Annotated in this window: 23 protein-coding genes and 3 tRNA genes; 16 read left to right on the top strand and 10 right to left on the bottom strand. The window is 41.5% G+C overall.

What is annotated here, in order from left to right; genetic code table 11:
* Positions 1 to 159 precede the first annotated feature (159 nt).
* From J3455_RS18085 to uvrD, 4 genes are all read right to left on the bottom strand, one after another.
* The gene (locus tag J3455_RS18085) at positions 160 to 1,008 is read right to left on the bottom strand and encodes a CZB domain-containing protein (RefSeq protein WP_250661521.1); all 849 of its coding nucleotides are present in this window, start codon (positions 1,006 to 1,008) and stop codon (positions 160 to 162) included.
* Positions 1,009 to 1,075: 67 nt separating this feature from the next.
* Positions 1,076 to 2,200: an ABC transporter substrate-binding protein gene (locus tag J3455_RS18080; protein ID WP_130050024.1), complete on the bottom strand. Its 1,125-nt coding sequence runs from the start codon at positions 2,198 to 2,200 to the stop codon at positions 1,076 to 1,078.
* The gene (locus tag J3455_RS18075; protein WP_250661522.1) at positions 2,163 to 4,232 is read right to left on the bottom strand and encodes a GNAT family N-acetyltransferase; all 2,070 of its coding nucleotides are present in this window, start codon (positions 4,230 to 4,232) and stop codon (positions 2,163 to 2,165) included. The genes J3455_RS18080 and J3455_RS18075 overlap by 38 nt, the downstream gene beginning before the upstream one ends.
* Complete coding sequence (gene uvrD, locus J3455_RS18070) at positions 4,210 to 6,375, bottom strand: DNA helicase II (protein ID WP_054563945.1); 2,166 nt, start codon at positions 6,373 to 6,375, stop codon at positions 4,210 to 4,212. The genes J3455_RS18075 and uvrD overlap by 23 nt, the downstream gene beginning before the upstream one ends.
* A gap of 258 nt (positions 6,376 to 6,633) precedes the next feature.
* On the opposite strand from uvrD, the gene J3455_RS18065 reads away from it, so the two are divergent.
* Both J3455_RS18065 and J3455_RS18060 read left to right on the top strand, forming a co-directional pair.
* The gene (locus J3455_RS18065; protein WP_054554878.1) at positions 6,634 to 6,858 is read left to right on the top strand and encodes a hypothetical protein; all 225 of its coding nucleotides are present in this window, start codon (positions 6,634 to 6,636) and stop codon (positions 6,856 to 6,858) included.
* A 121-nt stretch (positions 6,859 to 6,979) separates the two neighbouring features.
* Positions 6,980 to 7,348 carry a YacL family protein gene (locus tag J3455_RS18060; protein WP_178926483.1) on the top strand — a complete coding sequence of 123 codons (369 nt, stop codon included), beginning with the start codon at positions 6,980 to 6,982 and terminating at the stop codon, positions 7,346 to 7,348.
* A gap of 32 nt (positions 7,349 to 7,380) precedes the next feature.
* On the opposite strand, the gene J3455_RS18055 is transcribed toward J3455_RS18060, so the two are convergent.
* On the bottom strand, positions 7,381 to 8,010 hold the full coding sequence (locus tag J3455_RS18055) for a peroxiredoxin-like family protein (protein ID WP_130050021.1): 630 nt from the start codon (positions 8,008 to 8,010) through the stop codon (positions 7,381 to 7,383).
* Positions 8,011 to 8,121: 111 nt separating this feature from the next.
* Here J3455_RS18055 and J3455_RS18050 point away from each other — a divergent pair, with 111 nt between their 5' ends.
* On the top strand, positions 8,122 to 8,742 hold the full coding sequence (locus J3455_RS18050; protein WP_055199370.1) for a dUTP diphosphatase: 621 nt from the start codon (positions 8,122 to 8,124) through the stop codon (positions 8,740 to 8,742).
* Between the two features lie 12 nt (positions 8,743 to 8,754).
* Here J3455_RS18050 and yrfG read toward each other — a convergent pair whose 3' ends face one another.
* Entirely contained in the window at positions 8,755 to 9,414 is a 660-nt protein-coding gene (gene yrfG, locus J3455_RS18045; protein ID WP_130050020.1) for a GMP/IMP nucleotidase, read from the bottom strand.
* A gap of 61 nt (positions 9,415 to 9,475) precedes the next feature.
* On the opposite strand from yrfG, the gene nudE reads away from it, so the two are divergent.
* The 8 genes from nudE to J3455_RS18005 all read left to right on the top strand — a co-directional run bounded on the left by nudE (position 9,476) and on the right by J3455_RS18005 (position 12,871).
* The gene (nudE, locus tag J3455_RS18040) at positions 9,476 to 10,048 is read left to right on the top strand and encodes an ADP compounds hydrolase NudE (protein WP_205987937.1); all 573 of its coding nucleotides are present in this window, start codon (positions 9,476 to 9,478) and stop codon (positions 10,046 to 10,048) included.
* Entirely contained in the window at positions 10,041 to 10,838 is a 798-nt protein-coding gene (gene cysQ / locus J3455_RS18035) for a 3'(2'),5'-bisphosphate nucleotidase CysQ (RefSeq protein WP_130050018.1), read from the top strand. The genes nudE and cysQ overlap by 8 nt, the downstream gene beginning before the upstream one ends.
* Positions 10,839 to 10,976: 138 nt before the next feature.
* A tRNA-Met gene (locus tag J3455_RS18030) sits at positions 10,977 to 11,053 on the top strand.
* Positions 11,054 to 11,116: 63 nt separating this feature from the next.
* Positions 11,117 to 11,193, top strand: a tRNA-Met gene (locus J3455_RS18025).
* 63 nt (positions 11,194 to 11,256) lie between these two features.
* Positions 11,257 to 11,333 (top strand) — tRNA-Met (locus tag J3455_RS18020).
* Positions 11,334 to 11,554: 221 nt separating this feature from the next.
* The gene (locus tag J3455_RS18015; protein ID WP_349562130.1) at positions 11,555 to 11,800 is read left to right on the top strand and encodes a hypothetical protein; all 246 of its coding nucleotides are present in this window, start codon (positions 11,555 to 11,557) and stop codon (positions 11,798 to 11,800) included.
* Positions 11,794 to 12,489, top strand: a complete 696-nt coding sequence (locus J3455_RS18010; protein ID WP_167659047.1) for a hypothetical protein — start codon at positions 11,794 to 11,796, stop codon at positions 12,487 to 12,489. The genes J3455_RS18015 and J3455_RS18010 overlap by 7 nt, the downstream gene beginning before the upstream one ends.
* Before the next feature lie 67 nt (positions 12,490 to 12,556).
* Positions 12,557 to 12,871: a hypothetical protein gene (locus J3455_RS18005; RefSeq protein ID WP_130050015.1), complete on the top strand. Its 315-nt coding sequence runs from the start codon at positions 12,557 to 12,559 to the stop codon at positions 12,869 to 12,871.
* A 60-nt stretch (positions 12,872 to 12,931) separates the two neighbouring features.
* On the opposite strand, the gene J3455_RS18000 is transcribed toward J3455_RS18005, so the two are convergent.
* Complete coding sequence (locus tag J3455_RS18000) at positions 12,932 to 14,572, bottom strand: endonuclease (RefSeq protein ID WP_349562129.1); 1,641 nt, start codon at positions 14,570 to 14,572, stop codon at positions 12,932 to 12,934.
* Positions 14,573 to 14,919: 347 nt separating this feature from the next.
* On the opposite strand from J3455_RS18000, the gene J3455_RS17995 reads away from it, so the two are divergent.
* The 5 genes from J3455_RS17995 to J3455_RS17975 all read left to right on the top strand — a co-directional run bounded on the left by J3455_RS17995 (position 14,920) and on the right by J3455_RS17975 (position 20,639).
* Complete coding sequence (locus J3455_RS17995; protein ID WP_349562128.1) at positions 14,920 to 16,731, top strand: assimilatory sulfite reductase (NADPH) flavoprotein subunit; 1,812 nt, start codon at positions 14,920 to 14,922, stop codon at positions 16,729 to 16,731.
* A 49-nt stretch (positions 16,732 to 16,780) separates the two neighbouring features.
* Entirely contained in the window at positions 16,781 to 18,478 is a 1,698-nt protein-coding gene (gene cysI, locus J3455_RS17990; protein ID WP_130050012.1) for an assimilatory sulfite reductase (NADPH) hemoprotein subunit, read from the top strand.
* A gap of 38 nt (positions 18,479 to 18,516) precedes the next feature.
* Positions 18,517 to 19,257, top strand: a complete 741-nt coding sequence (locus tag J3455_RS17985; protein WP_130050011.1) for a phosphoadenylyl-sulfate reductase — start codon at positions 18,517 to 18,519, stop codon at positions 19,255 to 19,257.
* A 101-nt stretch (positions 19,258 to 19,358) separates the two neighbouring features.
* On the top strand, positions 19,359 to 20,084 hold the full coding sequence (locus J3455_RS17980) for a substrate-binding periplasmic protein (protein ID WP_349562127.1): 726 nt from the start codon (positions 19,359 to 19,361) through the stop codon (positions 20,082 to 20,084).
* A 12-nt stretch (positions 20,085 to 20,096) separates the two neighbouring features.
* The gene (locus J3455_RS17975; protein WP_178926487.1) at positions 20,097 to 20,639 is read left to right on the top strand and encodes a DUF4124 domain-containing protein; all 543 of its coding nucleotides are present in this window, start codon (positions 20,097 to 20,099) and stop codon (positions 20,637 to 20,639) included.
* Here the strand turns inward: J3455_RS17975 and J3455_RS17970 are convergent.
* The 3 genes from J3455_RS17970 to acnA form a co-directional block, all read right to left on the bottom strand.
* Positions 20,636 to 20,881 carry a hypothetical protein gene (locus J3455_RS17970; protein WP_167659049.1) on the bottom strand — a complete coding sequence of 82 codons (246 nt, stop codon included), beginning with the start codon at positions 20,879 to 20,881 and terminating at the stop codon, positions 20,636 to 20,638. The genes J3455_RS17975 and J3455_RS17970 overlap by 4 nt on opposite strands.
* Positions 20,882 to 20,962: 81 nt before the next feature.
* Complete coding sequence (locus J3455_RS17965) at positions 20,963 to 21,850, bottom strand: DUF4097 family beta strand repeat-containing protein (RefSeq protein ID WP_178926488.1); 888 nt, start codon at positions 21,848 to 21,850, stop codon at positions 20,963 to 20,965.
* Between the two features lie 187 nt (positions 21,851 to 22,037).
* Positions 22,038 to 24,788: an aconitate hydratase AcnA gene (gene acnA / locus J3455_RS17960; RefSeq protein WP_130050006.1), complete on the bottom strand. Its 2,751-nt coding sequence runs from the start codon at positions 24,786 to 24,788 to the stop codon at positions 22,038 to 22,040.
* Between the last annotated feature and the right edge of the window lie 156 nt (positions 24,789 to 24,944).

Raw genomic sequence — 24,944 nt, 5'->3', positions numbered from 1 at the left:
TGTATAGTGCGGAGACTCCCTCAGCAACAAAACTTTGTAGGAGGCACGTCAGTGCCGTATCTAGACCTTAACAAACACATTCATGGCTAAAGTCATTCCTACAACGACACTTTGCCTAGAGCCTAGAGCCTTTATGACTTTACACTCGCAACTTGCTAACTAAAAAAGCCCATACTCTTCGGTTTCTTCTGCCTCGTGGCGCATTAGGTGTTCTGGACGGAAGATGGCGCTTGGGTCTAATAATAAGCTGTGTTTATGCTTCATTTTAATTAGTCCGCGCATCATGTTTTTAGTTTGCGGGTCAACATCAAAACCAACAGAGGTTAATTGATCTAGCGGTTTAATGTCTTCTTTCTTAACGTTGATGCTGTCTTCTACTTTGTCGACTAATAAGCCTATATGTGGCGTAACGCCATCTTTAGTAGTGAAGATGATTATTGGCTTGTAATCAAGAATGATCTGCTCACGTGCCGATTCAAATAGCCTAATAAGCTGATTGAATGTTTGGCGCTTTTTCTCTGCAAATAAGCTAATGACTTTGTCGTGAGGTTGGCTTTTTTGCAATTCTAATAACTCACCAGCCATGGCATGTAATTCGCGGTGTGGCTTATCGAACTTAGCTAATATACTTTTTAAGTCTTCATTATCTGTTTCGAAGTTATTATACCAACGACCAAAAGCACATTTATCTGGATCAGTGGCTTTTGTAAAAGGCGCGCCGGTAACTAAGCTATTTTCTAAGGCATCTAGCCAATCTAAGTGGTCTTTTTCTCTTTCAACTAAAAGGTCAGATAACTCGGCATTGGTGTCTTTGGTGGAGTGATTGTTTAATACAATTCCTAAATCAAAAATAGGCGTAGGAGTTTCCATGTAATCTTTAACCCCAATGAAGCTTTTATTTTCATTTGGCAAAGACGTGAGATTTCCTTCGTAACGCTCAGTTAGAAGAATATCGAGAATTTTTAGTGAAATGGTCTTTTGCCCAACTCGAAAATTAATCAGATCCATATTTCCCTCAAAGCCTTGTTAAGTCTCTATAGCATAGAACATTATTGTATTTTAGTCGTAGTTTAACCTAATTACTTTTAAAATATGAGCGGTAGATTTTTTTGTTATTTCCTGCGGAGTGGGTGTTAAATAAATCAGCGAAATCAGACGTGTCAGTAAACAAACGATTTAATTCGGTAAGTAAGCATTGATTGTTTAATGGTGTTGGACATTTCTTGGCAGCGCTAACCAATGCAACGGCATTCAAATAACCTTCAAAAATAATTCTATTTGCACTAGTGTGATATGGCTCGATATCTTCAATAAACTGCTTACACCAAGAGTTTTTACAGTTATTTGGGTCGGGAACCACTTCGGTGACCATAATGTTGGCGGGTTGTTTGACACGCTTGTATAAATCATGACTGGAAACGAAAGACACAGAAGTATAGTCAGGGTTGAAGCCTTGTTTGTTTGCTGCATTAATAAATTCAGCGAGAGGCTCGTAGGTGCCAACTAAACAAATTGCGGTTGCATTACTTTCCTTTAACAGAGTTAATGCCTTAGAGATATCCTGACTATTACGCTTAAATCGAGCAACTTCTACTGGCTTAATTCCATGTATTTTTAGTGCGTTAACCAGGTTGCTCTCAACCATATAACCAAATTCATCAGCCTGGATCATTAGCCCAATTTTTTCATGCTTTTGCTCTTTGATTAAATAGTTAATTTGCTCAATCGCTTCATCTTGGTAGCTGGCACGGAGGTTAAATACATTTGGCATTGAACTGTTATGTAAAAAGTCAGCGCCCGTAAATGGCATTAGAAATGGAATGCGGTGCCTATCTAGCAGGGGTTTAATTGCATGGGCTGTCGGTGTTCCCATTGAGCCAAAAATTGCATGGATCTTTTGGTCAAATAAAAACTCGCGGGTATTCACTACGGCATTTTTTGGCTCATAGCCATCATCAGCTAATATTAGATCGATACTTTGCCCATTAATACCGTTTTCTTTGTTGATCTTATTGAAGTAAATATTACTGCCAAGCGCTAGTTGTTCGCCTATTTGCTTAGCAGGTCCAGTCAGTGCTGTAGACATGCCAAGTTTAATAGTTGGTTGTTTAAGCTCAGCGAAAGCGAACTGAGATAGCAGTAAGGTATATATACAGAAACACTTAATGGCTGTTATTTTGAAGAGATTTATAGTGAGCATACCAACCTTGCACTGCGGTTTTGAACTTTAAGTCTAAGTCTTTTTTACCTGTAAAACCGGCTTCTTCGATCAAGCTATTTACAGAGGTTTGCTGTAATACTAGTCGAATTAGGATGAATTTTGTATTTTCATCTAATAAATTTAGACTAATTGGTGTGCACCAAATCATTTGCCATAGCAATGGCTGTACTTGAAAGTGGTTAATATCGCTTGTTAAGAGCCGTTCTGCTCTTTCATTTAAGCCTTCAGGACAGTCACTTCTAGGGAGGCCTTTAAATAGTTCCATAATAAGCTGCCAAGGAAGTGAGCTAAAATGGCTGAGTAGTTGCAAAGAGAGGTCTTGTTTAAATTCTTCAATGAATTGTGCAGCTCTATCTTTGCTTTGCTCATCTAAAGCTTTCATCACTAAGGCAGCATGTTCCGCGGTCGCTTTATCGTGACTAAATCCAAGTTTAACAACATTAAAGCCATTACTTTGCCAAAACTTAACTAAAGCAGCGTTTGCCCCAAAGCTGGCTCCGAAATAACTACAATCTTTTAATTGGTTCTCACAAAAGTTTAATAGGGCTGAACCTATACCTTGTTGATGGGACTCTGGTGCGACCGCTATTCTTACCACTCTCGCTGAGCGTTTACACAAATCTTCTGTATTTCGGCTCAATTGAGTCAGAGTTTGCGCCATTAAATGACCATGTGGTCGACGCTTTCCTTTTATTACTTGCTCTGCGATTTCTGCTGTTAAGCCACCCTCAATAGCAATTAAGCAAACGGCTTTTAACGCATTTTCTTGTTTACAGATAGATAGCTGTAACTCAGGGGCATCAAGCAATTGCCGTAAGTCGTTTACCGTGGTTTGGTAATGAGCCAACGCCAATAGCGCCATAATTTGGCTAAGTAGCTGCTCATTATCAATAAGTTGTTCTTTGCTTATATTTTCAAATTCGTATGCTTCACTACTTTGCGTGTCTAGGTACTTTGCATCGAGTAGTAATAGTTCACGTATGATATTTTCTAGCGGGTCATGGTTGGCAAAACGAATTGGCTCGCCCAAAGTGATTGTCTTTAGTGATTTAAATTGGCCACGTAAATAATGTAAAAAGCGTAACGTATAACCACGCCCATTCCCTTCATAACCAATCATAGTGCTAGCAAATACGATTCGTGGGTAATTTTTCAGGATCTGCAATAACATTGGTACAGGAATAGCGGCAGCTTCATCGACAAATAGCAGATCACAGTCTGGTTTTTCGTTTAACAGTGTATCTGGCGCAACATAGCTGAGGTTAGCTAGTTGTTTACAGTTTTGTTCTTTGCTGATACCAAGCTTAGCGGCTAAATGTTTAAAGCTTGTTTGTACGGCTTTAGCTTGTGTTGCACAAATAAGGATTTTCTTATCTTGAAGATTTGCTGCTGCAAGCCCTAAAGCGGCTGACTTACCACGACCTCGATCTGCACTAATAACTAAAGGTCGATTAGCGCGCCCTGTCGCGGTTTTAATTATTTGCTCTACACATAGCTGTTGTTGCTGATAGTTTATCTCAGCAGTTGCTGGCGATACCGGCTGGTAAGCTGGGAGAGAATGCTGAGTTAAATAATGTGGCTGCAACTTTAGCTTGGCGAAAAAACGCTGATTAAAAAAACTGTGTGTAATCTCTTCGCCATAGGAGGTAATACTCCTTAGTGCAGGGTCTTGCCAATGACTGTCATTGGGCAGTAATAATATCAGTACACCACCTGCTTTTACGGTACCTGCAAGCGCTGCTAGTTTATCGACATATAAGCCGCTAAAACCATCAAAAATTGCGTGCTGAAACTCTTGGCCAAGAATTTGGTGAGCATGTTTTGGAAACTCACTACTCACTAATTGTGAGCTACTGCTGAAAACATAGCTATTTTTAAGCGCTAGTTGGCTAGCAAACTGATAGCACCAAGTTTCGCTTCCTTGCACTATGACAAGCTGGCGATGCTTTGCAATCGTCAGCTCGTTGCACAGTGCTGTTATATACTCATTATAAGGCTTGAAGTCTTGCATACTGTGTTACAAGCCATTTGCTGCCTAAGTCATCAAAGTTCACTTGAATACGTGACTGTGCGCCGCTACCCTCGTAATTGAGTACGGTCCCTGCACCAAACTTGGCGTGCAATACACGTTGTCCTAAGTTAAAGCCGCTATCTTCAAATGCTGCATGCGTCACTGATGGACTAAAGCGACCTGCCGCAGGTGGCCTTGAGACCTGGGTTTTAATACGAATTTCTTCGATACAGTCTTCAGGCATTTCACGTAAAAAGCGTGATGGACTATGGTATTTTTCTTGTCCGTATAAACGGCGACTTTCCGCGTGGCTAATGTATAGTTTTTCCATTGCGCGAGTCATACCTACATAGCACAAGCGGCGTTCTTCTTCTAAACGGCCAGATTCTTCATTACTTTGCTGTGACGGGAACATGCCTTCTTCAACACCGACCATAAATACCAGCGGGAACTCTAAGCCTTTTGCTGAGTGCAGGGTCATCATTTGAACCGCGTCTTCGTGCTCATCGGCTTGGCCCTCGCCTGATTCTAGTGAGGTATAAGCCAAAAAGCCCTGTAGTGGCGAGCTGAATTCTTCATCTTCCGGTAGTTCATATTGGCCACACGCACTAATAAGCTCTTCTAAGTTTTCTACGCGAGCACGGCCTTTTTCACCTTTTTCAGCTTGATACATAGCCATTAACCCAGAAGTTTGAATGGCGTATTTAGCTTGCTCTTCTAAGGTCAGATCGCTGATTTTATCTTCGATATGTTCAACAAGTTCTAAGAACTTAGTGACTGCACTCGCTGCTCGGCCAGATAGGTGTTGTTGCTCTACAATTGCTTTTGCGGCATACCAAAGCGGCAGTGACTCATTCCGCGCGCAATCACGAATGTGGCTTAACGTTTTATCACCAATGCCGCGTGCTGGGGTGTTAATAACACGCTCGAAAGCGGCATCATCTTGGCGGTTACCGACTAAACGTAAATACGAAAGTGCATCTTTGATCTCTTGGCGTTCGAAGAAGCGCATACCACCGTATATGCGGTATTTTAAGCCTTCTTGCAACATTGCTTCCTCGAGTACACGAGATTGCGCGTTGTTACGGTATAAAATGGCGGCGTCTTGTAATGCATTACCTGCATTTAGCCAGCTACGTAGCTTGCTGCTAACAAAGCGTGCTTCGTCTAATTCATTAAAAGCGGCATAAACAGAAATAGGCTCACCATCATTGCCGTCTGTCCAAAGGCTTTTGCCCATGCGTTCAGCATTGTTTTTGATCAGCGCATTTGACGCTTTCAAAATGGTTGCTGTTGAGCGGTAATTTTGTTCAAGGCGAATGGTTTCGGCTTCGAAGTCAGTTAAAAAGCGTTTGATATTCTCAATTTTTGCGCCACGCCAGCCATAAATACTTTGGTCATCATCACCTACGATCATAATACTATTCGTATTACCCGCGAGTAATTTTAGCCAAGCATATTGAATAGTATTGGTATCCTGAAACTCGTCTACCAGCATGTGGGCAAAACGCTGTTGATAGTGACGTAAAAGTGTCGGATGATTCTTAAGTACTTCGTAGCAGCGTAGCAGTATTTCTGCAAAGTCGACTAAACCAGCGCGGTCACAAGCCTCTTGATACGCAGCATAGACTTTCAACATCATTTGCTCGTTAATATCGTAGGCTTGAATGTCTTTAGGACGTAGGCCTTCATCTTTTTTCGCACTGATATACCAGCCAAACTGTTTTGCAGGCCACTTTTTGTCATCGATGTTCATCGCTTTAAGCAAGCGTTTGATCATACGTTGTTGATCATCAGAATCTAAGATTTGAAAGCTTTCAGGCAAGTTCGCTTCACGGTGATGGGCGCGCAAAATACGATGAGATAAGCCATGGAAAGTACCAATCCACATACCACCAACCGGTGCTTTTAACGTTTCTTCTACACGGGTGCGCATTTCTTTCGCGGCTTTGTTAGTGAACGTTACCGCAAAGATACTATATGCAGAAGCTTGCTCAACTTGCATAAGCCATGCGATGCGATGGACAAGTACTCGAGTTTTACCAGAACCCGCACCTGCAAGTACTAGCATGTTTTGCAATGGGGCTGCGACTGCATCCCGTTGTTTGTCATTTAAGCCATCGAGTAATTCAGAAACGTCCATCGTTACGCCTTTTCAATCTATAATGAGTGGAGTATAACAGGTGTTTATGCAAGGCTAAATAAAATACTGTTTTTATAAACAGCTATTTTGGCAAGTCATTAAAATTGTAAATAAAAATTGTGAATTTGACCGATTTTTAGCAAAAAGAACTAAAATCAAAAAAACGCTATTTTTTAACGCTTTGATTTGTAAGCCATAATAAGTTGGCATAAAGTATGTTTACTAAAAGTATAATCATTAAAAACTATAGAGGTTAGTATGGCAGAGCAAGGTTCTGGCGGTAATGTAATCGCAGCAATATGTAATATCTTTTTTCCTGGTTTAGGGCAATTGGTACAAGGTCGTTTAATGGCGGCTATTGCATTCTTTTTAGCATGGGTTATTAGTGGTGCACTAATTTATGTGGCAGTTGGTTTTATTTTACTGCCAATCGTATACCTATGGGCGATTATTGATGCTGCACGCTTCAAATCGCGACTCTAGCTATTTAAATAGCACAAACACGAGCGCCACTTAGGCGCTCGTGTTGTTTTAAGGTTGCAAAACTCGCCACGTTTAGCTGCAAACGGTATAATTAGCAGATAATGTATTATGAGTACCCTCCATGGAATATCAATTTATCCGCGACCCTATTAGCGGTTTACGCATTAAAATTTCTTCTGAACATGCCATCATAGGCCGTTGGCTAAACGAAGAAGTTGGTAAAGAAAAAATAGCGATGGTGCAAGCTTTGATCGCTGCGGTTAACACCTGCCATGAGCCTTTAACCTTACAAGGTCAAGAAATTGATTTGATCTTAAGTAAAGACGAAGCATTATTCGAAGCACATGCATTACATCAAGATAATGAAGACTTAGTTGCCTACCAAGATGATGATTTAATGCTTGAAGAAGAAGGCCTGTGCAGTGGCTGCGGCTTTGAAGACTTTGTTGATTTAATTGAATCTTGGCAAGAATTTACACAAGGCCGATAAGCAGAAGCATGTTCTGCTTATCCCTTGCTAATTTATTGTTCGCTCACTGATTTAACAGCTGCTAGTAATAAATCCTCTGTTAAACGTACTTTGTAATTTGGGTTAGCATATTGAAAATGAACTAACCCATTTGTGTCGATTACAAACACTGCAGGTACTGGTAACGCTACTTTCGCTTCACCATCTAGCGACACAAAGTTAACCCCAAGCTTATTGCGGTAAATCTTTGCTGTTTTGTCATCTAAGTAAAATGCTAAACCTAACGTTTGCGCCAAAGTGAGGCTGTCGTCAGAAAGCAATTGATAGCTAGGAGCTGTAATTTTTGTTTCAGCAAGTTTTTCAGGGCTGTCTGGCGAAACGGCAATTAATTGCGCATCTAAATTAGCTAATTCTTTCTCTATTTTTTGTACGCTGGCCAATTGTTTTGAACAATATGGACACCAGCCACCACGATAAACAATCAGCACTGTGGTTTTTTCTTTAAAGCGCTCACTTAATGAGACGGTTTTGCCGTATTGGTCTTTTAATTCAACATTTGGCACCGCTAATCCTGGTAATAATGGACTGACTTGCTCTGCAGATTCGGCAATATTAGAGGCAGTTGCAGCAACAACTTGGCTTGATAGCACAAACAGTGCGCTAATAAGTAGAGATTTAAACATGGGCTTCCTCGGTTATTTTTATCAACTGCAAAGATGACCTGATTGTTGCGGTATTTATTTCATCTTTACTGTAATATATAGGCAAATAAAAAATGCAAGTTGGGATAAAAAATGTCTGCTAATTTACAAAAACTCGTTGTCATGCTCGAGATGCAAAATGCGATGAATACCAAAGTACATGAGCAATGGTTTAGCCAAGGTTTTGAATGGTATCGTGCAATTTGGGTTGAGTGTGCTGAAATGCTTGATCACTATGGTTGGAAGTGGTGGAAGAAACAAACTCCAGATACTGAACAAGTTATTTTAGAGTTAGTTGATATTTTCCATTTCGGTTTATCTTTACGTATCGATGGTGAAACCAGCTATGAGCAGTTAGCAGCACAACTTGAAGCAGAGTTAAGTGCGCCAGTTCAAGCTGATGACTTTAAACAAACACTCGAATTATTAGCTGCTTCAGCTGTCGCTGAAAAGAGCTTTAATGCTGCTGCATTTGCTGGTTGTATGGCACAAATCGGTATGGATATCGACGATTTATACCGTGGTTACGTAGGTAAAAACACTTTGAATTTTTTCCGCCAAGATCATGGCTACAAAGACGGTAGTTATATCAAAGTGTGGAACGGTCAAGAAGATAATGAGCACCTAGTTGAAGTGGTAAAAAGCCTAGATACAGAGCACGCGGATTTCGCAAAGCTTGTATACCAAGGCTTAGAGCAGCGTTACCCTAAATAAACGTGTTTATGCTCATTTTATAACGGGCATAAACTCTCGAAAATCGATGGTCGATAAAAAGCCATCGAACTGCTTGTGCGGTTGCTGACTATCTGGGTTGGCAACCGCAAGAATATGACCAATACCAAACTCTTTTGCCGCATCGAGTACTGCCGGGCTGTCATCCACAAATAAAGTCCGTTCCTTATCAAACTGCCATTCTTGGTGTACTTGTTGCCATAATGGTTGATGCTCTTTACTCACGCCATATTGGTGAGTTGAGATCACGCCATCTAAGTAGTTATCAATCGCAGTTAGTTCAAACTTTAACATGGCACAATCTGGGTGTGCGTTAGTGAGCATGATCAATTGCTTGCCTGCTTTTCTTAGTTCCGTTAGAAATGGCGGAACATCTTCACGAATTCTGATTAAATGTTGAATGTCACGTTTTAACGCCATAATTGGTAAGTCAAGTTGCTGTTGCCAATAATCTAAGCAGTACCAATTAATTTGTCCGTGAACTTGTTGATAACGGTGCAAAATGTCAGCTTTTGCTTCGTCTAAACTGATTTTATGTTTATGCGCATATTGCTCGGGAATAACAGTAAGCCAAAAGTAATTATCAAAATGCAAATCGAGTAGGGTGCCATCCATATCTAACAACACAGTATCGATTTTTGACCAATTTAACATAGGCAATTCACTTTAAAAGATTTATGATGAGCATAACTGCCATGATAGCAAATTAATGCCAATGACACAGAAAAAGCATCCTACACCACCGCAAATTTTGTCTAATGAAGTTGTCGCTAAAAGCCGACTATTTACTGTTGAATCTCTCGAATTGAAGTTCTCAAATGACGAGCAAAGGCAATACGAAAGAATTCGTGGCGGTGGCAGAGGTGCCGTTATGATTGTGCCTGTAACGGCCGATAACGAACTGTTATTAGTGCGAGAGTATTGTGCGGGTACCAATGATTATCAGTTGGGTTTTCCAAAAGGTTTAATTGACCCAGGTGAAACACCTGAGCAAGCTGCCGACCGCGAGCTCAAAGAAGAGGTTGGCTTTGGTGCTAAGCATTTCGCTGAACTTAAAAAAGTCAGTATGGCACCTAGTTACTTTAATGCCACTATGCATATTTTGTATGCCGAAGATCTTTACCCTGAAACCTTGCCTGGTGATGAGCCAGAACCGCTTGTTGTGGTGAAATGGCCAATGAGTGATTGGCAATCATTATTGCAACAAGAAGACTTTACTGAAGCACGAAGTGTCGCAGCTTTGCTATTATTAACAAAGTACTTAGAGTCGGGAGCGGGCAATGAATGATTTTTTAGAACCGTGCATTCGGTTAGCTGAGCAAGCGGGCGATGCCATTATGGCAATTTATCAGCAGGATGATATTGGTGCTGAGCAAAAGTCAGATCATACTCCGGTCACCAAGGCCGATTTAGCATCTAACGATGTATTAATGGCAGGCTTAAAGGCTATAGCACCTGATATTCCAATTATGTCAGAAGAAACACCCATTCCAGCACTTGCAGACAGAAAAGATTGGCATCGTTATTGGTTACTTGATCCAATGGATGGTACGGGTGAGTTTATTCTCGAAAGTGGTGATTTTGCAGTAAATATCGCTTTAGTTGAAAATAATCGTCCAGTTCTTGGCGTTATTCATTGGCCAGCGAAACAAATAACTTATTTTGCAAGTTACCAAAATGGTGCATTTAAACGTGAAAATGGCCAAGATCAGCAAATTTCAGTAGCAACACCCGATAATTTAACCTTAGCTGTAAGCCGCAGACAAAAAATTGAAGCTGTAAGCCAGTATCTAAATACTCAGTTTGCGACTGTGGCATTAGGCTCATGTTCACTAAAAGCTTGTATCATAGCAGAAGGTAAAGCCGATTGTTTTTTACGAATAGGGCCAACAGGTGAGTGGGATACCGGCGCTTCGCAAGTGATTGTTGAAGAAGCCGGAGGATGTATTACGGATGCTGAATTTAACCCACTCACTTATAATCAACGTGAAAGTACCGAGAATCCAGACTTTATCGTCATGGGGCACCCTGATTGGGAATGGCAAAAAATGATTAGTCCTCATCAGCGCGGATTTTAGTGTAGTTTTGTGTGCTTTTTGTTCGGTTGAGGCTCTATTTCAATTATAACGCTTGATTTCTAATTTAATTGCTATATTATAGCGCTCTCTTCGGAACAAGGCATGGTTAACATGTTAACGTTGCTTAGAGATTACAGGCGCGGGATGGAGCAGCCTGGTAGCTCGTCGGGCTCATAACCCGAAGGTCGTCGGTTCAAATCCGGCTCCCGCAACCAATTTTCTGAATTGGCTGACTTCTTAAATTAAGTGAGAAGTAAAATAAACTTAATAATTACAGGCGCGGGATGGAGCAGCCTGGTAGCTCGTCGGGCTCATAACCCGAAGGTCGTCGGTTCAAATCCGGCTCCCGCAACCAATTTTCTGAATTGGAAGCCAAGTTGTCATGTAAAGCAACTTTAAATAAATCTACAATTTCAGGCGCGGGATGGAGCAGCCTGGTAGCTCGTCGGGCTCATAACCCGAAGGTCGTCGGTTCAAATCCGGCTCCCGCAACCAACTGAAATTAAAATTTATAGTAATCAGGCACGCGAAAGCGTGTTTTTTTATGCCTGAAATTTAGGCGCCATGCGCCGAAGGCCGTCGGTTCGCTCTCATTAGCCACAGCTCCCGCAAGCAACTGAAATTAAAATTTATAGTAATCAGGCACGCGAAAGCGTGTTTTTTATGCTTGAAAAAGTTTTAAGCCCTAAGCCCTAAGCTTTAAGCAGATCGAATGGGTGGGTTTTAGACAGAGAACACTTGACTCAAGTTTGTTATTAGTTAGTTTTTTACCGCTTACCGCTTACCGCTTACCGCTTACCGCTTACCGCTTACCGCTTACCGCTTACCGCTTACCGCTTACCGCTTACCGCTTACCGCTTACCGCTTACCGCTTACCGCTTACCGCTTACCGCTTAATTTCCGATGAACTTATTCGTTCATTTGTCACTCTTATAAACAAAAACGGAGCGCTTGGGTGTTAAAAAGGAATTATAAAGCATGGATCATTTCAATTACGCTGCATGTTTTGTTATTGCTGCTATTTATTCAACATGGCAAATTTGTGAAGCTGCCTTCAGTTGTCGAGCGACCAAAAGTAATCAACGCTTATGTGAGTGTTGATTTAACTGCGTTACCGAGTGTGAAGAAAACCCAAGAAAAACCTTCACCAGAACAGCCACAAATAATGCCAGATGAGGCTAAGCCTGTGCCACAAAAAGAAGGTATACCGAAGAATGGCTCTGAACAGATAAAAGATGCTAAAGCACTTGAAAGCTTGGTTAGTGAGCAGAGACAAGTGAGCACTGAAAACTCAAAAGCAGCTGCGATACCCTTTAAAAAGCTCAACCCTTATGCGCCAATTCCACAGCTTAATTTTGAAAATAGCGCTACTAGTGCCTCTGCATTTGGACAGGTTGAAGCCGCACATAATAATTCGTCTGTAGGCAGGGTTACAGTGCCTGCGCAATTAACCGTCTCTGATAAAGCAACCGTTGTTTGGCAAAGTGGCGATGGTAGCAAGCGTACCGAGATGCTTAATGGTCAGTGCTATGACATTGACCTTAATTCGGTGTTTGGTAAATCTGGAGTGCCAAGCGGCTCCCCAAGACCCTGTGAAGATAAAGAAGCAAAACTATTTAAACAAATTATGAATAAATGGGGTAAAAAATAATAACAAAACACTTTACCTCAACTTAACTTGAGCTTTTAAAGTGATTTTTTTTGTTATGGATATCCCTATGAGCTCACTAGAAAACTATTTATTAAGCCTACAGATCAATTGCTATCACACGTCAGTGATACAGGTTTATCAAGTGCAAAAGCACATTTGGCAGTCATTACAAAATAATTCTAGTTATGCGCAGAATGTAATCGAAGAGTTTCAATTAAATGGGCAACCTATGGGTTACCAGCAGAAAGCGCTATTTACACTGGTTTTACAGCACCTCGGTTACAAAATACAGCCAACACCAGAAAACACTTTGTCGGTAAGGCATAACCATTTGTTACATGACATTCGTCTCGTCGAGCAGTTAAACGTATTCGAGGGTTAGGTCATGTTTTGTCGTTTAAAAAGGCACTTAGCCGAAACTAAGCGCCTTGGCTTAACGAAGTTACCAAATCATTTCTACAAATTCTGGGTGATCCACAAATGGGTTGCGGTTACCTTGATGTTCATAAGCAGCTTGGTTACGGTCAAGCTCTAATTGGCTAACAGGATCCTCATTATGCCATTTTAATAACATAGCAACGACCCAGCTCTCAAATACCTGATTTGATGAACCATTCAGTACAGCGTTACTGTAGGTTGTGTTGTTTTGCCATGAGCCAATCACGTTTTCATAGCGTGTTGCCATATAGAAATACGCTCTTGCAAAGTCACCTTTAAATTCATCAATAGGTTCAAAAACCGTTCCTGAGTAATTTAATGAGCTAGCAGCGCTGCCTAATTTGCTGCCGTTACTAGAGGTATAGCTTGCACTAGCTACTTCACCAAATGGGTAGTTACTACGTTTTGAGTTGACATAACCATCAGTGGCAAAAATGTGATGTACGTCTGAATTCATTGGTTCAACTGTTCCACCAAACCAACTTTTCGGGAAAGAATGCTCACGGTTATAGCAATCTGCTTCGCTGTTGTATGTACCACATTGATCGCTCACAGCAACATAGTTGTAGCTGTCTTGGCCTGCCGGGTTTTCTGAATAACGGTCTAAAATTGAGTTGTCATTTTCAAAATACTTATCGCGTGAAGCAACATCGTAAAAACTCCAAATTGCTGAATAGCCCTGCGAGTTGTGACCTTTAATGATGTTGTATAACTCTGTTTTCAGTGCATAACCACTAAGGCCTTGCGTTGTAACATAGTATCCAGTTGGCTCAGTTGGTGTCGTACCACCACCGTCACCGCCGCCTGAGCTATCACCTAAACTAAACGGCGTAGCTTCTGAGCTTTGGAAGCTTGCACCACTAGCAAGTACTGTTTGACCTGACGAAAGGCTATAGCTACCGTTACCGTAAGAGCAACATATGCCATCACCATAACTATCAAAAATAGTAAAGGTATAGTCACCATCAGTTAAACATGCTTGCTCACTGTACTGAGTATTTGCTGCATAGCTGCCGCCTGCTGCCACTGCACTACCTTGGCTATTAGTGATTTGCCAGCTGGTTTCTTCCCCATAGTTATCGGTAGTGAGGGTCAAAGATACTTGGTTATCTGCGCAGCTGCCCATAGGAGGTGGGGTTGAGCCTGTGCTTGGTGCCAAGTTATCTACATAAACTACTTCGCTGCCATCAAAACCTGCGACGTCGTAAAAGCGTAAGCCAACATTAATAGACGTTGTTGCAGAGGCTGTATACTGGTAACTGACTTGTTGCCACTGATTAGTTAATGCTGAATTAGAATAGCCTTGATAGCCATCAACCACTAAGCGTGCTTTTACGCCGCCTTCTGTATGGTAAACCCAAGCAGAAAACTCATAACTTTCGCCCGCCACAACATCAACTAATTGTTGTAAATCGGTATTACTTTGCGTGCCAGTATTTACCACGACTTGCGCTGAGTAATTACCTGAGTAAACCACATTACTATTAGCGCTAAGACTAATACCGCTATCTATGATGCTCCAGTTTGCAGGGCTATTTGCTGACCAAGTTTCGAAGTCGGCATTATTAACATTTGCAAATGCTGAACTCGCTAGACACAGTAAGCCACTGGCTAGCATATATTTATTACATGTCCCGTGTGACATTGTAGTTTCCTTTTTATATTTTAATAGTTTTTGCTGTTCTCAAAATGAACACAGCGAGTATAGGCTAACTGGCTTATGTTGCAATAATGTTAATTAATAAAAGTTTCTTATTTAGGAGTTTTTGCTTTTAACATGTTTTTTTTGGATAAATGCTAAATTAATAACTAAATGGAATATAAAAGCAGATTCTATTCTTTTTTAATCGCATCAGACCTCGTTATTCTTCACGCTCAGATAAACCTTTAAAGCATTTCTATTTGGTCTTTAAAGTCGAAAAAATTGTTCGCGAAATGACAGTAGCAAGTTCATTTCGCAGTTAACTTTTCAGGGTTACGAGGAATAAATTCATGTTGTTAAGTCAACTAAATGCAGCGGCGAGCCCGCTATCGCAAGAGCAAGTACAAAAGCTGCAAGGCTTAGTGGCTGAACTTAATCCAATTCAGCAAGCGTGGGTAAGTGGTTACTTAGCTGCTAATTCCAACGCAGGTGCAATAACGGGTGGTGTTGCTGCCGCTCCAGCTGCTAGTGATGCTGCACCGTTAACTATTTTATACGGCTCTCAAACGGGTAACGCAAAAGGCGTTGCGACTAAGTTAAAAGAGCAAGCAGAGTCGCGCGGTCTAACTGTTAAGCTAGTAAACATGGCTGATTACAAACCAACTGCCCTGAAAAAAGAAAAGTTCATTACTGTTGTTGTTTCAACCTATGGTGAGGGCGAGCCACCAGAAGATGCTGAAAGCCTACATGAATTCTTAACTACTAAAAAAGCACCAAAACTAGATGGTGTTAAAGTGGCTGTGATTGGCTTAGGTGATTCAAGCTACGAGTTCTTCTGCCAAACAGCAAAAGATTTCGAAGAGCGTTTTAACAAGCTTGGCGCAGAAACTATTTTCCAGCGTGCTGACTTAGACGTTGATTACGATGATGAAGCTGCGAAGTGGATTGATGGTGCTCTCGATGCGTTCGAGCCAGATCTTAAAGCGCAGCAAACGAGTGGTGGTCAAGTTGTAGCTATGCCATTTGGGGCAGCTGCACCAGCAGCAAGTCAGTACACTAAGCAAAATCCATTTGCTGCAGAACTAAGTGTTGTACAAAAAATTACGGGTCGTGACTCAAGCAAAGATGTTCGTCATGTTGAAATTTCTTTAGAAGGTTCAGACATCACCTATACACCGGGTGATTCGCTAGGTGTTTACTTCTTAAATGACGAAGCACTTGTAGATGAAGTACTTTCGCTTACACAAATCGATGCATCTAGCACGATTAAATTAGGCGACGAAGAGCTGAGTATTCGTGATGCATTAATCGAAAAATTAGAATTAACCCAGTCATACCCAGGTTTTGTTGAAAAATACGCAACAGCAACTGGCAACCCTGAATTATTAAAGTTAGTTGAAGATAAAGCAGCAATGCGTGAGTACATCGAACCTCGCCAAATCTTCGATATTATTCGTCAAAACCCAGCTCAGCTTGAAGCGCAAACTTTAGTAGATTGCTTACGTAAACTACAAGCACGTTTATATTCGATTGCATCTAGCCAAGCCGAAGTTGAAGAAGAAGTTCACTTAACTGTGGGGCTGGTTGAGTTTGATGCATTCGGTAGCGAACACTTAGGTGGTTGTTCTGGCTATTTAGCACGTCGTGCTGAAGAAGGCTGTAAAGTAAAAGTATTTAGCGAGCATAACGATAATTTCCGTCTACCGGCTAATGATGAAACGCCAATTATCATGGTAGGCCCGGGAACTGGTATTGCACCATTCCGTGCGTTTTTACAAGAGCGTGATGCCCGCGAAGCAAGCGGTAAAAACTGGTTATTCTTTGGTAACCCACATTTTACTCAAGACTTCTTATACCAAGTTGAAATTCAAGGTTACTTGAAATCAGGCTTGCTCACTAAAGTGGATGTGGCGTTTAGTCGCGATCAAGCCGAGAAGGTATATGTTCAAGATAAACTTCGCAAAAACAGCCAAGAAATATTTGCTTGGCTAGAAGCGGGTGCTCATTTCTATATCTGTGGTGATGCAAACCGTATGGCGAAAGATGTTCATCAGGCGCTTGTTGATATCATTAAAGAAAATAGCGGTAAAGATGACGAACAAGCAGAGCAATATTTAAAAGATTTACGTAGCGCAAATCGCTATCAGAAAGACGTGTACTAATCACGTTTAAAAGCTAACAGCCGTCACTGTAACAAATTTAGGAAATACCATGAGCGAACAAGACAAAAACGTAAAGCTTTCTGATAACGAGCGTTTGAAAAGAGAAAGTAACTTTTTACGTGGCACAATTGAACAAGATTTAAAAGACGAGATCACCGGTGGTTTCACTGCTGATAACTTCCAACTGATCCGTTTCCACGGCATGTACCAGCAAGATGACCGTGATATTCGTCCTGAGCGAGCTAAACAAAAATTAGAGCCGTTACATAACGTTATGTTACGTGCTCGTATGCCAGGCGGCATCATCAAACCAGAGCAATGGTTAGCGATTGATAAGTTTGCTGAAGAGAAAACCAGCTATGGCAGTATTCGTTTAACGACGCGTCAAACGTTCCAGTTCCATGGTGTGCTTAAGCCAAACATTAAAGGCATGCACCAAATGCTTAATAGCGTGGGCATTGACTCAATTGCAACTGCTGGCGATGTAAACCGAAACGTATTATGTACGACGAACCCAGTTGAATCTGAGCTTCACCAAGAAGCTTACGAATGGGCTGCTAAGATCTCTGAACACCTATTACCAAAAACCAAAGCGTACGCTGAAATTTGGTTAGATGGTGAAAAGAGTGAAACCACTGAAGAGCCAATTTTAGGTTCAACTTACTTACCGCGTAAGTTTAAAACCACAGTAACAATTCCACCGAACAATGAAGTGGATGTTCATGCTAACGACTTAAACTTCGTGGCGATTGCAGAAAACGGCAAGTTAGTTGGTTTTAACGTGTTAGTCGGTGGTGGTCTTGCGATGACTCACGGTGATACAGCAACGTATCCTCGTAAAGCGGATGACTTTGGCTTTATTCCACTTGAGCACACCCTAAAAATTGCTGAGCACGTTGTGTCTGTACAGCGTGATTGGGGTAACCGCTCAAATCGTAAAAATGCGAAAACTAAGTACACACTAGACCGTGTAGGTTCTGATGTATTTAAAGCAGAAGTTGAAAAACGTGCCGGTGTTCAGTTCGAGCAGAGCCGCCCGTATGAGTTTACTCACCGTGGTGACCGTATCGGTTGGGTTGAAGGTATTGATGGTAAGCACCACTTAACGCTGTTTATCCAAAGTGGACGTATTTTAGATTACCCAAATCAACCTCTTAAAACAGGCTGCCGTAAAATTGCAGAAATTCACCAAGGTGATTTCCGTATGACGGCAAACCAAAACTTGATCATCGCAGGTGTTCCTGCGGATCAAAAAGCCGTGATCGAAGAGATTGCGCGCAACCATGGCTTAATTGATGACAGTCATACAGAGCAGCGTAAAAATTCAATGGCGTGTGTGGCATTACCAACTTGTCCATTAGCGATGGCAGAAGCTGAGCGTTATTTACCAAGCTTAATTGAGAAGACTGAAGCGCTATTAGCTAAGCACGGCATTAGTGATGACAATATCATTATGCGTGTTGTTGGCTGCCCGAATGGCTGTGGCCGAGCAATGTTGGCTGAAGCGGGTCTTGTTGGTAAAGGTCCGGGTAAATACAACGTGTACTTAGGTGGTAACCGTGAAGGTACGCGTATTCCTAAATTGTATTTAGAAAATGTTGGCGAAGAGGTATACCTAGACGCATTCGATAAGCTAATCGGCCAATGGGCAAGTGAGCGTAATGACGGTGAGTGTTTTGGTGATTTTGTAATTCGCAAAGGCATTGTTGCTGAAGTCAAAGTTTCAGTAACCGATTTTCACGCATAATTTTATAAGCGACACCGCTTTAAGGTTTGGAATTAACCATGAGTGAATTTAAAGACATCTTAACGATGAGCAAAGAAGACCAAACAGCCATGCTGGCTGATATTAATGGTCTTCTGGCTGATAAAAGCGCTGAGGAGCGTGTTGCGTGGGCACTTGAAAACTTACCAAGCACGCACTTTTTGTCGTCTAGTTTTGGTATTCAAGCGGCTGTGATGTTGCACTTAGTGACATCACAGCAGCCAGATATTCCAGTGGTACTGACTGACACTGGTTATTTGTTTCCTGAAACCTACCAGTTCATCGAGCAAATGACAGAGCGACTTGCGCTTAATCTTAAAGTTTATAAAGCTGAGCTTAGTCCTGCGTGGCAAGAAGCGAAGTTTGGTAAACTTTGGGAGCAAGGTGAAGCTGGCATCAAACAGTACAATCAACTTAATAAAGTTGAGCCAATGAGCCGCGCATTAAACGAACTGGAAGCCGGTACGTGGTTTAGCGGTTTACGCCGTGACCAATCATCAAGTCGTGCTGATAAGCAGATTGTTGAAATTAGCCGAGGTACAGTGAAAGTGTATCCACTTATTGAGTGGAACAACCGAGATATTTATCAGTACCTAACTAAGCACGATTTGCCGTATCACCCACTTTGGGAGCAAGGCTATGTGTCGATGGGGGATGTACACACGACCCGTAAACTTGAGCCTGGAATGACAGAAGAAGAGACTCGTTTCTTCGGTTTAAACCGTGAATGTGGCTTACATATTGATGGTGATGGTATCTAATCCTAAATTCCTATCAGAATTTTCGTAAAGCGCGACCTAGGTTGCGCTTTTTTTGTATTATTTATATACAATTCTCAGGCGTAATTTTGTGAGAGAAATCTATGACTCGTGTTGTTGCTTTATTACTGTTAATTATTGCGCCATTGACTCGGGCTGAAATGCTCAAAGTTGCGCTGTATGACACAGATTATCCCCCTTATCACTTCGCCGATAGTGGCCAGAAGGGACTTGTTGATGAGCTATTAATTCGTTTTGCTGAAAAATACAATCATAATATTCAATATATCCTTGTACCAGAGGTGCGCTCGCAGCACTTACTTGATGAAGGCAAAGTCGACGCTCGTTTAGAGTCTGAACAATGGTATCGAGGAAACAACCAATATTATTGGAGTGATAGTATTTCCGTTGTTGAGGATATTCTTGTAATGCCAACTGGTTGCCATATTCCTAAACTTGATAAGCTCAATGGCTATGTTTTAATGGCTCGGTTTGGTTATACCTACCCGCAGTTTGAATCTATGTTTGCTTCAGGAGAGCTACATCGCGAGGACTTTTATTCTGAGATTGAAATGCTTAACGCTTTGGTTGATATGGAACAAAACCAACGCGTTGCCGTCATCGCAGAAAATACACTACAGTGGTATAAATCGAAGAATAAAGTTTTTAACAAATTCACTGTGAGTGATTACAGTGTTGGCAAAGCGCCGATGCAACTACAGTTTGCTTATAATGAAAAAGGAAAACGAATGAGTGAGCAATTCAGTAAGTTTATTAAAAATCTTAAATCAACTGGTGAATTTACTAAGATTGAGAGTAACTACCAATAATAGGTAAATGGAATGATTAAGCGTTTTTGTTATCTTGCCGTTATGATGTTACTGACCAGTGTGGCGCTGCTATTTTACATTAAAAAGCCAGACGGTAGGCCTTACCTAGAGCTTAGTATGTTTGAGCGTTACTCAGAAAAAGTCAGCGATGATGTGAGTGATTTTGCTTCGCAGGGTGCCGATACCTTAAGCATTCAAGCTAAAAAACTAACTGAGAAATTGAACTTTAACAAAGATGTAAATGCACCTGTTTTAGTTTATAAATGGCAAGATGAACAGGGTCAGTGGCACTATGCTGATACACCTCACCCAAATTACGCTAGTACCGCGGTAAGTTTAGATCCGAACGACATAACGGTGTTACCGGCAGAGACATTTCAAGCTGATGAAAAGCAACCAGCAGTAGTTAAAGCTGACGAAAAATCTTCAGCACTTGGAGTATACGACCCTAAAAATGTACAAAAGATGATGCAAGAAGCCGAGCAGGTAAAACAGCTCATGGAGCAGCGTACTAAGCAGCTTGAAAAGCAGCTAAAAGAGCAAGGTGGCAATTAACTTTGCTTGTTCTGTGCGGTGAGGTCACTTTCCATTTTCATCAGTAAAATAGTGAGATAAATTTTTGTTGGCAGTGAGAATAGCACACCAACAGCAATACACGCTGCGCTGATCATTATGCCATGCACACCCATGCTATCACCTAAGTAATTGCCGGCTAATAAAGAATGCCCCAAAACGATTAAGCATAAACCTAAAATGATGAAGGTTTTTAAGATTCGAATGATGGTTCGTTCAGTCATACAAGCACCTCACTTTAGCCTTAATTAAAGTGTAGGTGCTGTGGTTATTTAATAGATTGTTCTAAATCAAGCAATTGTTGATTATCTATCCAGTTTTACAGGACCGTTGATGTTATCGATACTTAAATCACCTGAACCTGCTTCGATAATTGTCAGGCCTAGTGTGTCATCAACATAAATACTGCCAGAGCCATCGGTAATAATAACAAGTCCTTTGATTTGTCTTACATCTATATCACCAGAGCCGTCTTCGATAGTAAGTGCACCCGCCAGTGTTTTAACGCTGATACTACCTGATTCATCAATAATACGTGCTGGACCTTGGCTGTTCTCGATGCGGATATCTCCTGAGTCATCTTCAATATCAATACGTCCTTGGCCTTGGTCTATCATAATTGAACCAGAGTCATCTTCAATGTTGATATTTCCACTTACATTGCTAATGCGAATATCGCCAGAGTCATCATCAATATTAATATTGTGACCACCTTCGATCAAAATTGATCCTGAGTCATCATCAATGCTGATATCGTTTTGCATTGCACGTATAACGATGTCACCTGAGTCATCATCGATATCCAGTTTAAGGTTGCTAGGTACAGAGACAATTAAATCAATATGAGGTGATGAACCACTGTAAAACGACAAGCTACCATTATTGAGCTTGCTGATAAGCTCTGCGGTGTCGCCGTGCTTTTCGAGGGTTAGTGTATAGGTTTCATCGCCTTTAGCCGCATAGATATTGGCATTCACAGTGATAGCTGTGGCGTTATGGTCGCCTTTGATGATCAGAGAACCTGCTTCGGCATCAATTTTTAATTCGCTTATATCTGCAGCCGAAACGTTTAAGTCTTGTTGTTTTTGTTCTGCGATTTGACCCGGAGAGACATGAATAACACAGCCAGTTAATAATAAACTTGATGAGATGGCAGTCGCGCAAATTGCGCGTTTGAATGAGGCAATAGTCATATGGATTCCAAAATTATTGTGATTTTTATCTGGTTAGTATTTGCAAACTATGGTCCAATTTTAACATGCTGATTTTTATGTGCTTTTCATTTTTTGTAAATAATTGTGTTGGTCTAAACTGCAATTAATTGGTGTTTTAAACAAAAAAAGGGGCTGAAAATTCAGCCCCTTAGTTAACTTAAATCAATTACTGCTCAGCCAGCATATTACGCAGTACATACTGTAAAATACCGCCGTGCTTGTAGTAATCCCATTCTTTAGGGGTGTCTATACGCACATCAACACTAAAGCTAATTTGTTTGCCTTCACTGTTAGTGGCAATTACGCTTACTTCATTGGTTTTGTCGTATAAACCTTCAAAATCGAATGACTCTTGACCTGTTAGGCCCAGTGATTCATAGCTTTCACCTTCTTTAAATTGCAGTGGTAATACACCCATACCAATGAGGTTAGAACGGTGAATACGCTCATAACTTTGTGCAATAACGGCTTTAACACCAAGTAATAGTGAACCTTTAGCTGCCCAATCTCGTGATGAACCTGTGCCATATTCCGCGCCTGCTAAAATAATGAGTGGCGTGCCATCTTGTTGATATTGCATGGCTGCATCATAAATACTAGCGAGCTCATCGTTTGGTTGTATACGGGTAACACCGCCTTCAGTACCCGGTGCTAATAGATTACGTAAACGCACATTGGCAAAGGTGCCGCGCATCATTACTTCGTGATTACCACGGCGCGAACCATATGAGTTAAATTGTGCTTTTTGTACGCCATGCTCTTGCAAGTAAAGACCTGCTGGGGCATCTGCTTTAATCGCACCCGCTGGTGAAATATGGTCAGTGGTTACTGAGTCACCTAGTTTAGCTAAACAGCGTGCACCACTTATGCTTGGGATCCCTGGAGGCTCAATCTCCATGCCATCAAAGAATGGCGCTCTTTTAATATAGGTTGACGCATCATCCCAATCATAAAGTTTGCCATCAGGAATTTGAATTTTTTGCCAACGATCATCGCCTTGATACACATTGCTATAGCTTGATGCAAACATTTCTTTGGTTACTGTTTCACGGACTAGCTCGCTAACTTCACTGACACTTGGCCAGATATTTTTTAGGTAAATGTCATTACCATTAGGATCTTGTGCAAGGGGCTCGTTATAAACGTCTATATCTGTACGACCAGCTATAGCGTATGCAACCACAAGTGGTGGTGACGCTAAGAAGTTCATTTTCACATCTTGGTGAATACGGCCTTCAAAGTTACGATTACCCGATAAAATAGAGCTGACTACTAGTTTATGTTTTTGAATTGCATCAGTGATTTCATCAGCTAAAGGTCCAGAGTTACCGATACAGGTTGTACAACCATAACCAACAAGATTAAAGCCTAAAGCATCTAAATCATCCATTAAGTCGGCTTTTTTCAAGTAATCAGTCACGACTTGTGAGCCTGGAGCAAGTGAGGTTTTTACCCATGGCTTAACCTTTAAGCCTAATTGCTTGGCTTTTTTAGCAACTAAACCTGCAGCTAAAATAACACTTGGGTTTGAGGTGTTTGTACAGCTTGTAATTGCTGCAATCACACAAGCACCATCTTTAAGCTCAAACTCTTCGCCTTTAAAGTTAACTTTAGCTGCACCCATATATTGCGCTTCGTTCACTGGCTCATCAGGATTGGTTGCTGGGCCTTCATCTTCAATGCGAGCCTCTTGAACATCACTTTTATCACGGTGTTGCATGCGCTCATCTTGGAAGCCTTTTAAGTGCTCACCAATGATATCACCAGCTTTGTCTAGGGCGATTCTATCTTGTGGGCGTTTCGGGCCGGCAAGGCTCGGCACTACATCATCAAGCGATAGCTCAAGTGTGTCGGTATAATGAGCTTCATCGCCAGGATTACGCCACAAGCCTTGATGCTTCGCATAGTCTTCGATGAGTTTAAGTTGTTTGTCATCGCGGTTTGTTAAACGCAGGTAGTTAATGGTTTCATCATCGATTGGGAAAATACCGCAGGTTGCTCCATACTCCGGCGCCATGTTTGCGATAGTTGCACGGTCTGCAAGTGGTAAATCAGCAAGACCATCACCATAAAACTCAACAAATTTACCCACGACGCCATGCTTGCGCAGCATTTCTGTCACGGTTAGCACAAGATCTGTTGCGGTCGTACCTTCAGGCAGGCGACCATTGAGCTTAAAGCCGACGACCTGTGGAATGAGTAAGCTGATTGGTTGACCAAGCATTGCGGCTTCAGCCTCAATACCACCCACTCCCCAACCAAGTACCCCAAGACCATTGATCATGGTGGTGTGCGAATCGGTTCCGACTAGGGTATCTGGGTAGGCGAGTGATTTACCATTTTTACTATCGTTAAACACCACACGGGCTAAATATTCTAAATTAACTTGGTGTACGATGCCGGTAGCTGGTGGCACGACTTTCAAATTATCGAAGGCGGTTTGTCCCCAGCGTAAAAATTCGTAACGCTCTTTGTTACGCTCATATTCAAGTTTTGCATTTAAGTCGAATGAGCCATCTTCACCATAGCCATCAACTTGCACTGAGTGGTCTATTACCAGCTCAGCAGGCGATAGCGGGTTAATTTTCGCAGGGTCGCCACCAAGTTTTTCCATGGCATCACGCATCGCAGCTAAATCAACAATGGCTGGAACACCCGTAAAGTCTTGCATTACAACACGAGCAGGCGTAAACGCCACTTCTGCTGACGGTTTGGCTTGTGGGTCCCAGTTTAATAAGGCATCGATGTCTTGCTTTTTAATATTTACGCCGTCTTCATTGCGCAATAGGTTTTCAAGTAAGATTTTTAATGAGAATGGCAGACGTTTTGCTTTGTCGCCTAACCCTTGTAAAGAGTGAATATGATATTGCTCACCATTAATCGTAAGCTGCTTTTGGGTATCAAAACTGTTATTCATTATTTGCCCCTGTGGTTTGAGCAAGCAGTTTGGCTTGCCTTGTTGTTTCCTTTTCGAAATTGACACAGCGTTATTGCAAACTTAATACCAGCTGAGAAATTCATCTAGCTGATGAAAAAATATGCTATCTAATATAGTTGATGCCGATGTGATTTA

Origin of the sequence: Pseudoalteromonas sp. NFXS39, from assembly GCF_040148775.1 — a bacterium.
Taxonomy (GTDB): Bacteria; Pseudomonadota; Gammaproteobacteria; order Enterobacterales; family Alteromonadaceae; genus Pseudoalteromonas; species Pseudoalteromonas apostichopi.
Note: the sequence above shows the minus strand (reverse complement) of the source record. Positions and strands in the feature narration are given on the sequence as shown.

What these genes read in the sequence shown, in the direction of transcription:
- J3455_RS18085 (WP_250661521.1), bottom strand. Translation starts at nt 1,008, where the DNA reads ATGGATCTGATTAATTTTCGAGTTGGGCAAAAGACCATTTCACTAAAA.
- J3455_RS18080 (WP_130050024.1), bottom strand. Translation starts at nt 2,200, where the DNA reads ATGCTCACTATAAATCTCTTCAAAATAACAGCCATTAAGTGTTTCTGT.
- J3455_RS18075 (WP_250661522.1), bottom strand. Translation starts at nt 4,232, where the DNA reads ATGCAAGACTTCAAGCCTTATAATGAGTATATAACAGCACTGTGCAAC.
- uvrD (WP_054563945.1), bottom strand. Translation starts at nt 6,375, where the DNA reads ATGGACGTTTCTGAATTACTCGATGGCTTAAATGACAAACAACGGGAT.
- J3455_RS18065 (WP_054554878.1), top strand. Translation starts at nt 6,634, where the DNA reads ATGGCAGAGCAAGGTTCTGGCGGTAATGTAATCGCAGCAATATGTAAT.
- J3455_RS18060 (WP_178926483.1), top strand. Translation starts at nt 6,980, where the DNA reads ATGGAATATCAATTTATCCGCGACCCTATTAGCGGTTTACGCATTAAA.
- J3455_RS18055 (WP_130050021.1), bottom strand. Translation starts at nt 8,010, where the DNA reads ATGTTTAAATCTCTACTTATTAGCGCACTGTTTGTGCTATCAAGCCAA.
- J3455_RS18050 (WP_055199370.1), top strand. Translation starts at nt 8,122, where the DNA reads ATGTCTGCTAATTTACAAAAACTCGTTGTCATGCTCGAGATGCAAAAT.
- yrfG (WP_130050020.1), bottom strand. Translation starts at nt 9,414, where the DNA reads ATGTTAAATTGGTCAAAAATCGATACTGTGTTGTTAGATATGGATGGC.
- nudE (WP_205987937.1), top strand. Translation starts at nt 9,476, where the DNA reads ATGACACAGAAAAAGCATCCTACACCACCGCAAATTTTGTCTAATGAA.
- cysQ (WP_130050018.1), top strand. Translation starts at nt 10,041, where the DNA reads ATGAATGATTTTTTAGAACCGTGCATTCGGTTAGCTGAGCAAGCGGGC.
- J3455_RS18005 (WP_130050015.1), top strand. Translation starts at nt 12,557, where the DNA reads ATGAGCTCACTAGAAAACTATTTATTAAGCCTACAGATCAATTGCTAT.
- J3455_RS18000 (WP_349562129.1), bottom strand. Translation starts at nt 14,572, where the DNA reads ATGTCACACGGGACATGTAATAAATATATGCTAGCCAGTGGCTTACTG.
- J3455_RS17995 (WP_349562128.1), top strand. Translation starts at nt 14,920, where the DNA reads ATGTTGTTAAGTCAACTAAATGCAGCGGCGAGCCCGCTATCGCAAGAG.
- cysI (WP_130050012.1), top strand. Translation starts at nt 16,781, where the DNA reads ATGAGCGAACAAGACAAAAACGTAAAGCTTTCTGATAACGAGCGTTTG.
- J3455_RS17985 (WP_130050011.1), top strand. Translation starts at nt 18,517, where the DNA reads ATGAGTGAATTTAAAGACATCTTAACGATGAGCAAAGAAGACCAAACA.
- J3455_RS17980 (WP_349562127.1), top strand. Translation starts at nt 19,359, where the DNA reads ATGACTCGTGTTGTTGCTTTATTACTGTTAATTATTGCGCCATTGACT.
- J3455_RS17975 (WP_178926487.1), top strand. Translation starts at nt 20,097, where the DNA reads ATGATTAAGCGTTTTTGTTATCTTGCCGTTATGATGTTACTGACCAGT.
- J3455_RS17970 (WP_167659049.1), bottom strand. Translation starts at nt 20,881, where the DNA reads ATGACTGAACGAACCATCATTCGAATCTTAAAAACCTTCATCATTTTA.
- J3455_RS17965 (WP_178926488.1), bottom strand. Translation starts at nt 21,850, where the DNA reads ATGACTATTGCCTCATTCAAACGCGCAATTTGCGCGACTGCCATCTCA.
- acnA (WP_130050006.1), bottom strand. Translation starts at nt 24,788, where the DNA reads ATGAATAACAGTTTTGATACCCAAAAGCAGCTTACGATTAATGGTGAG.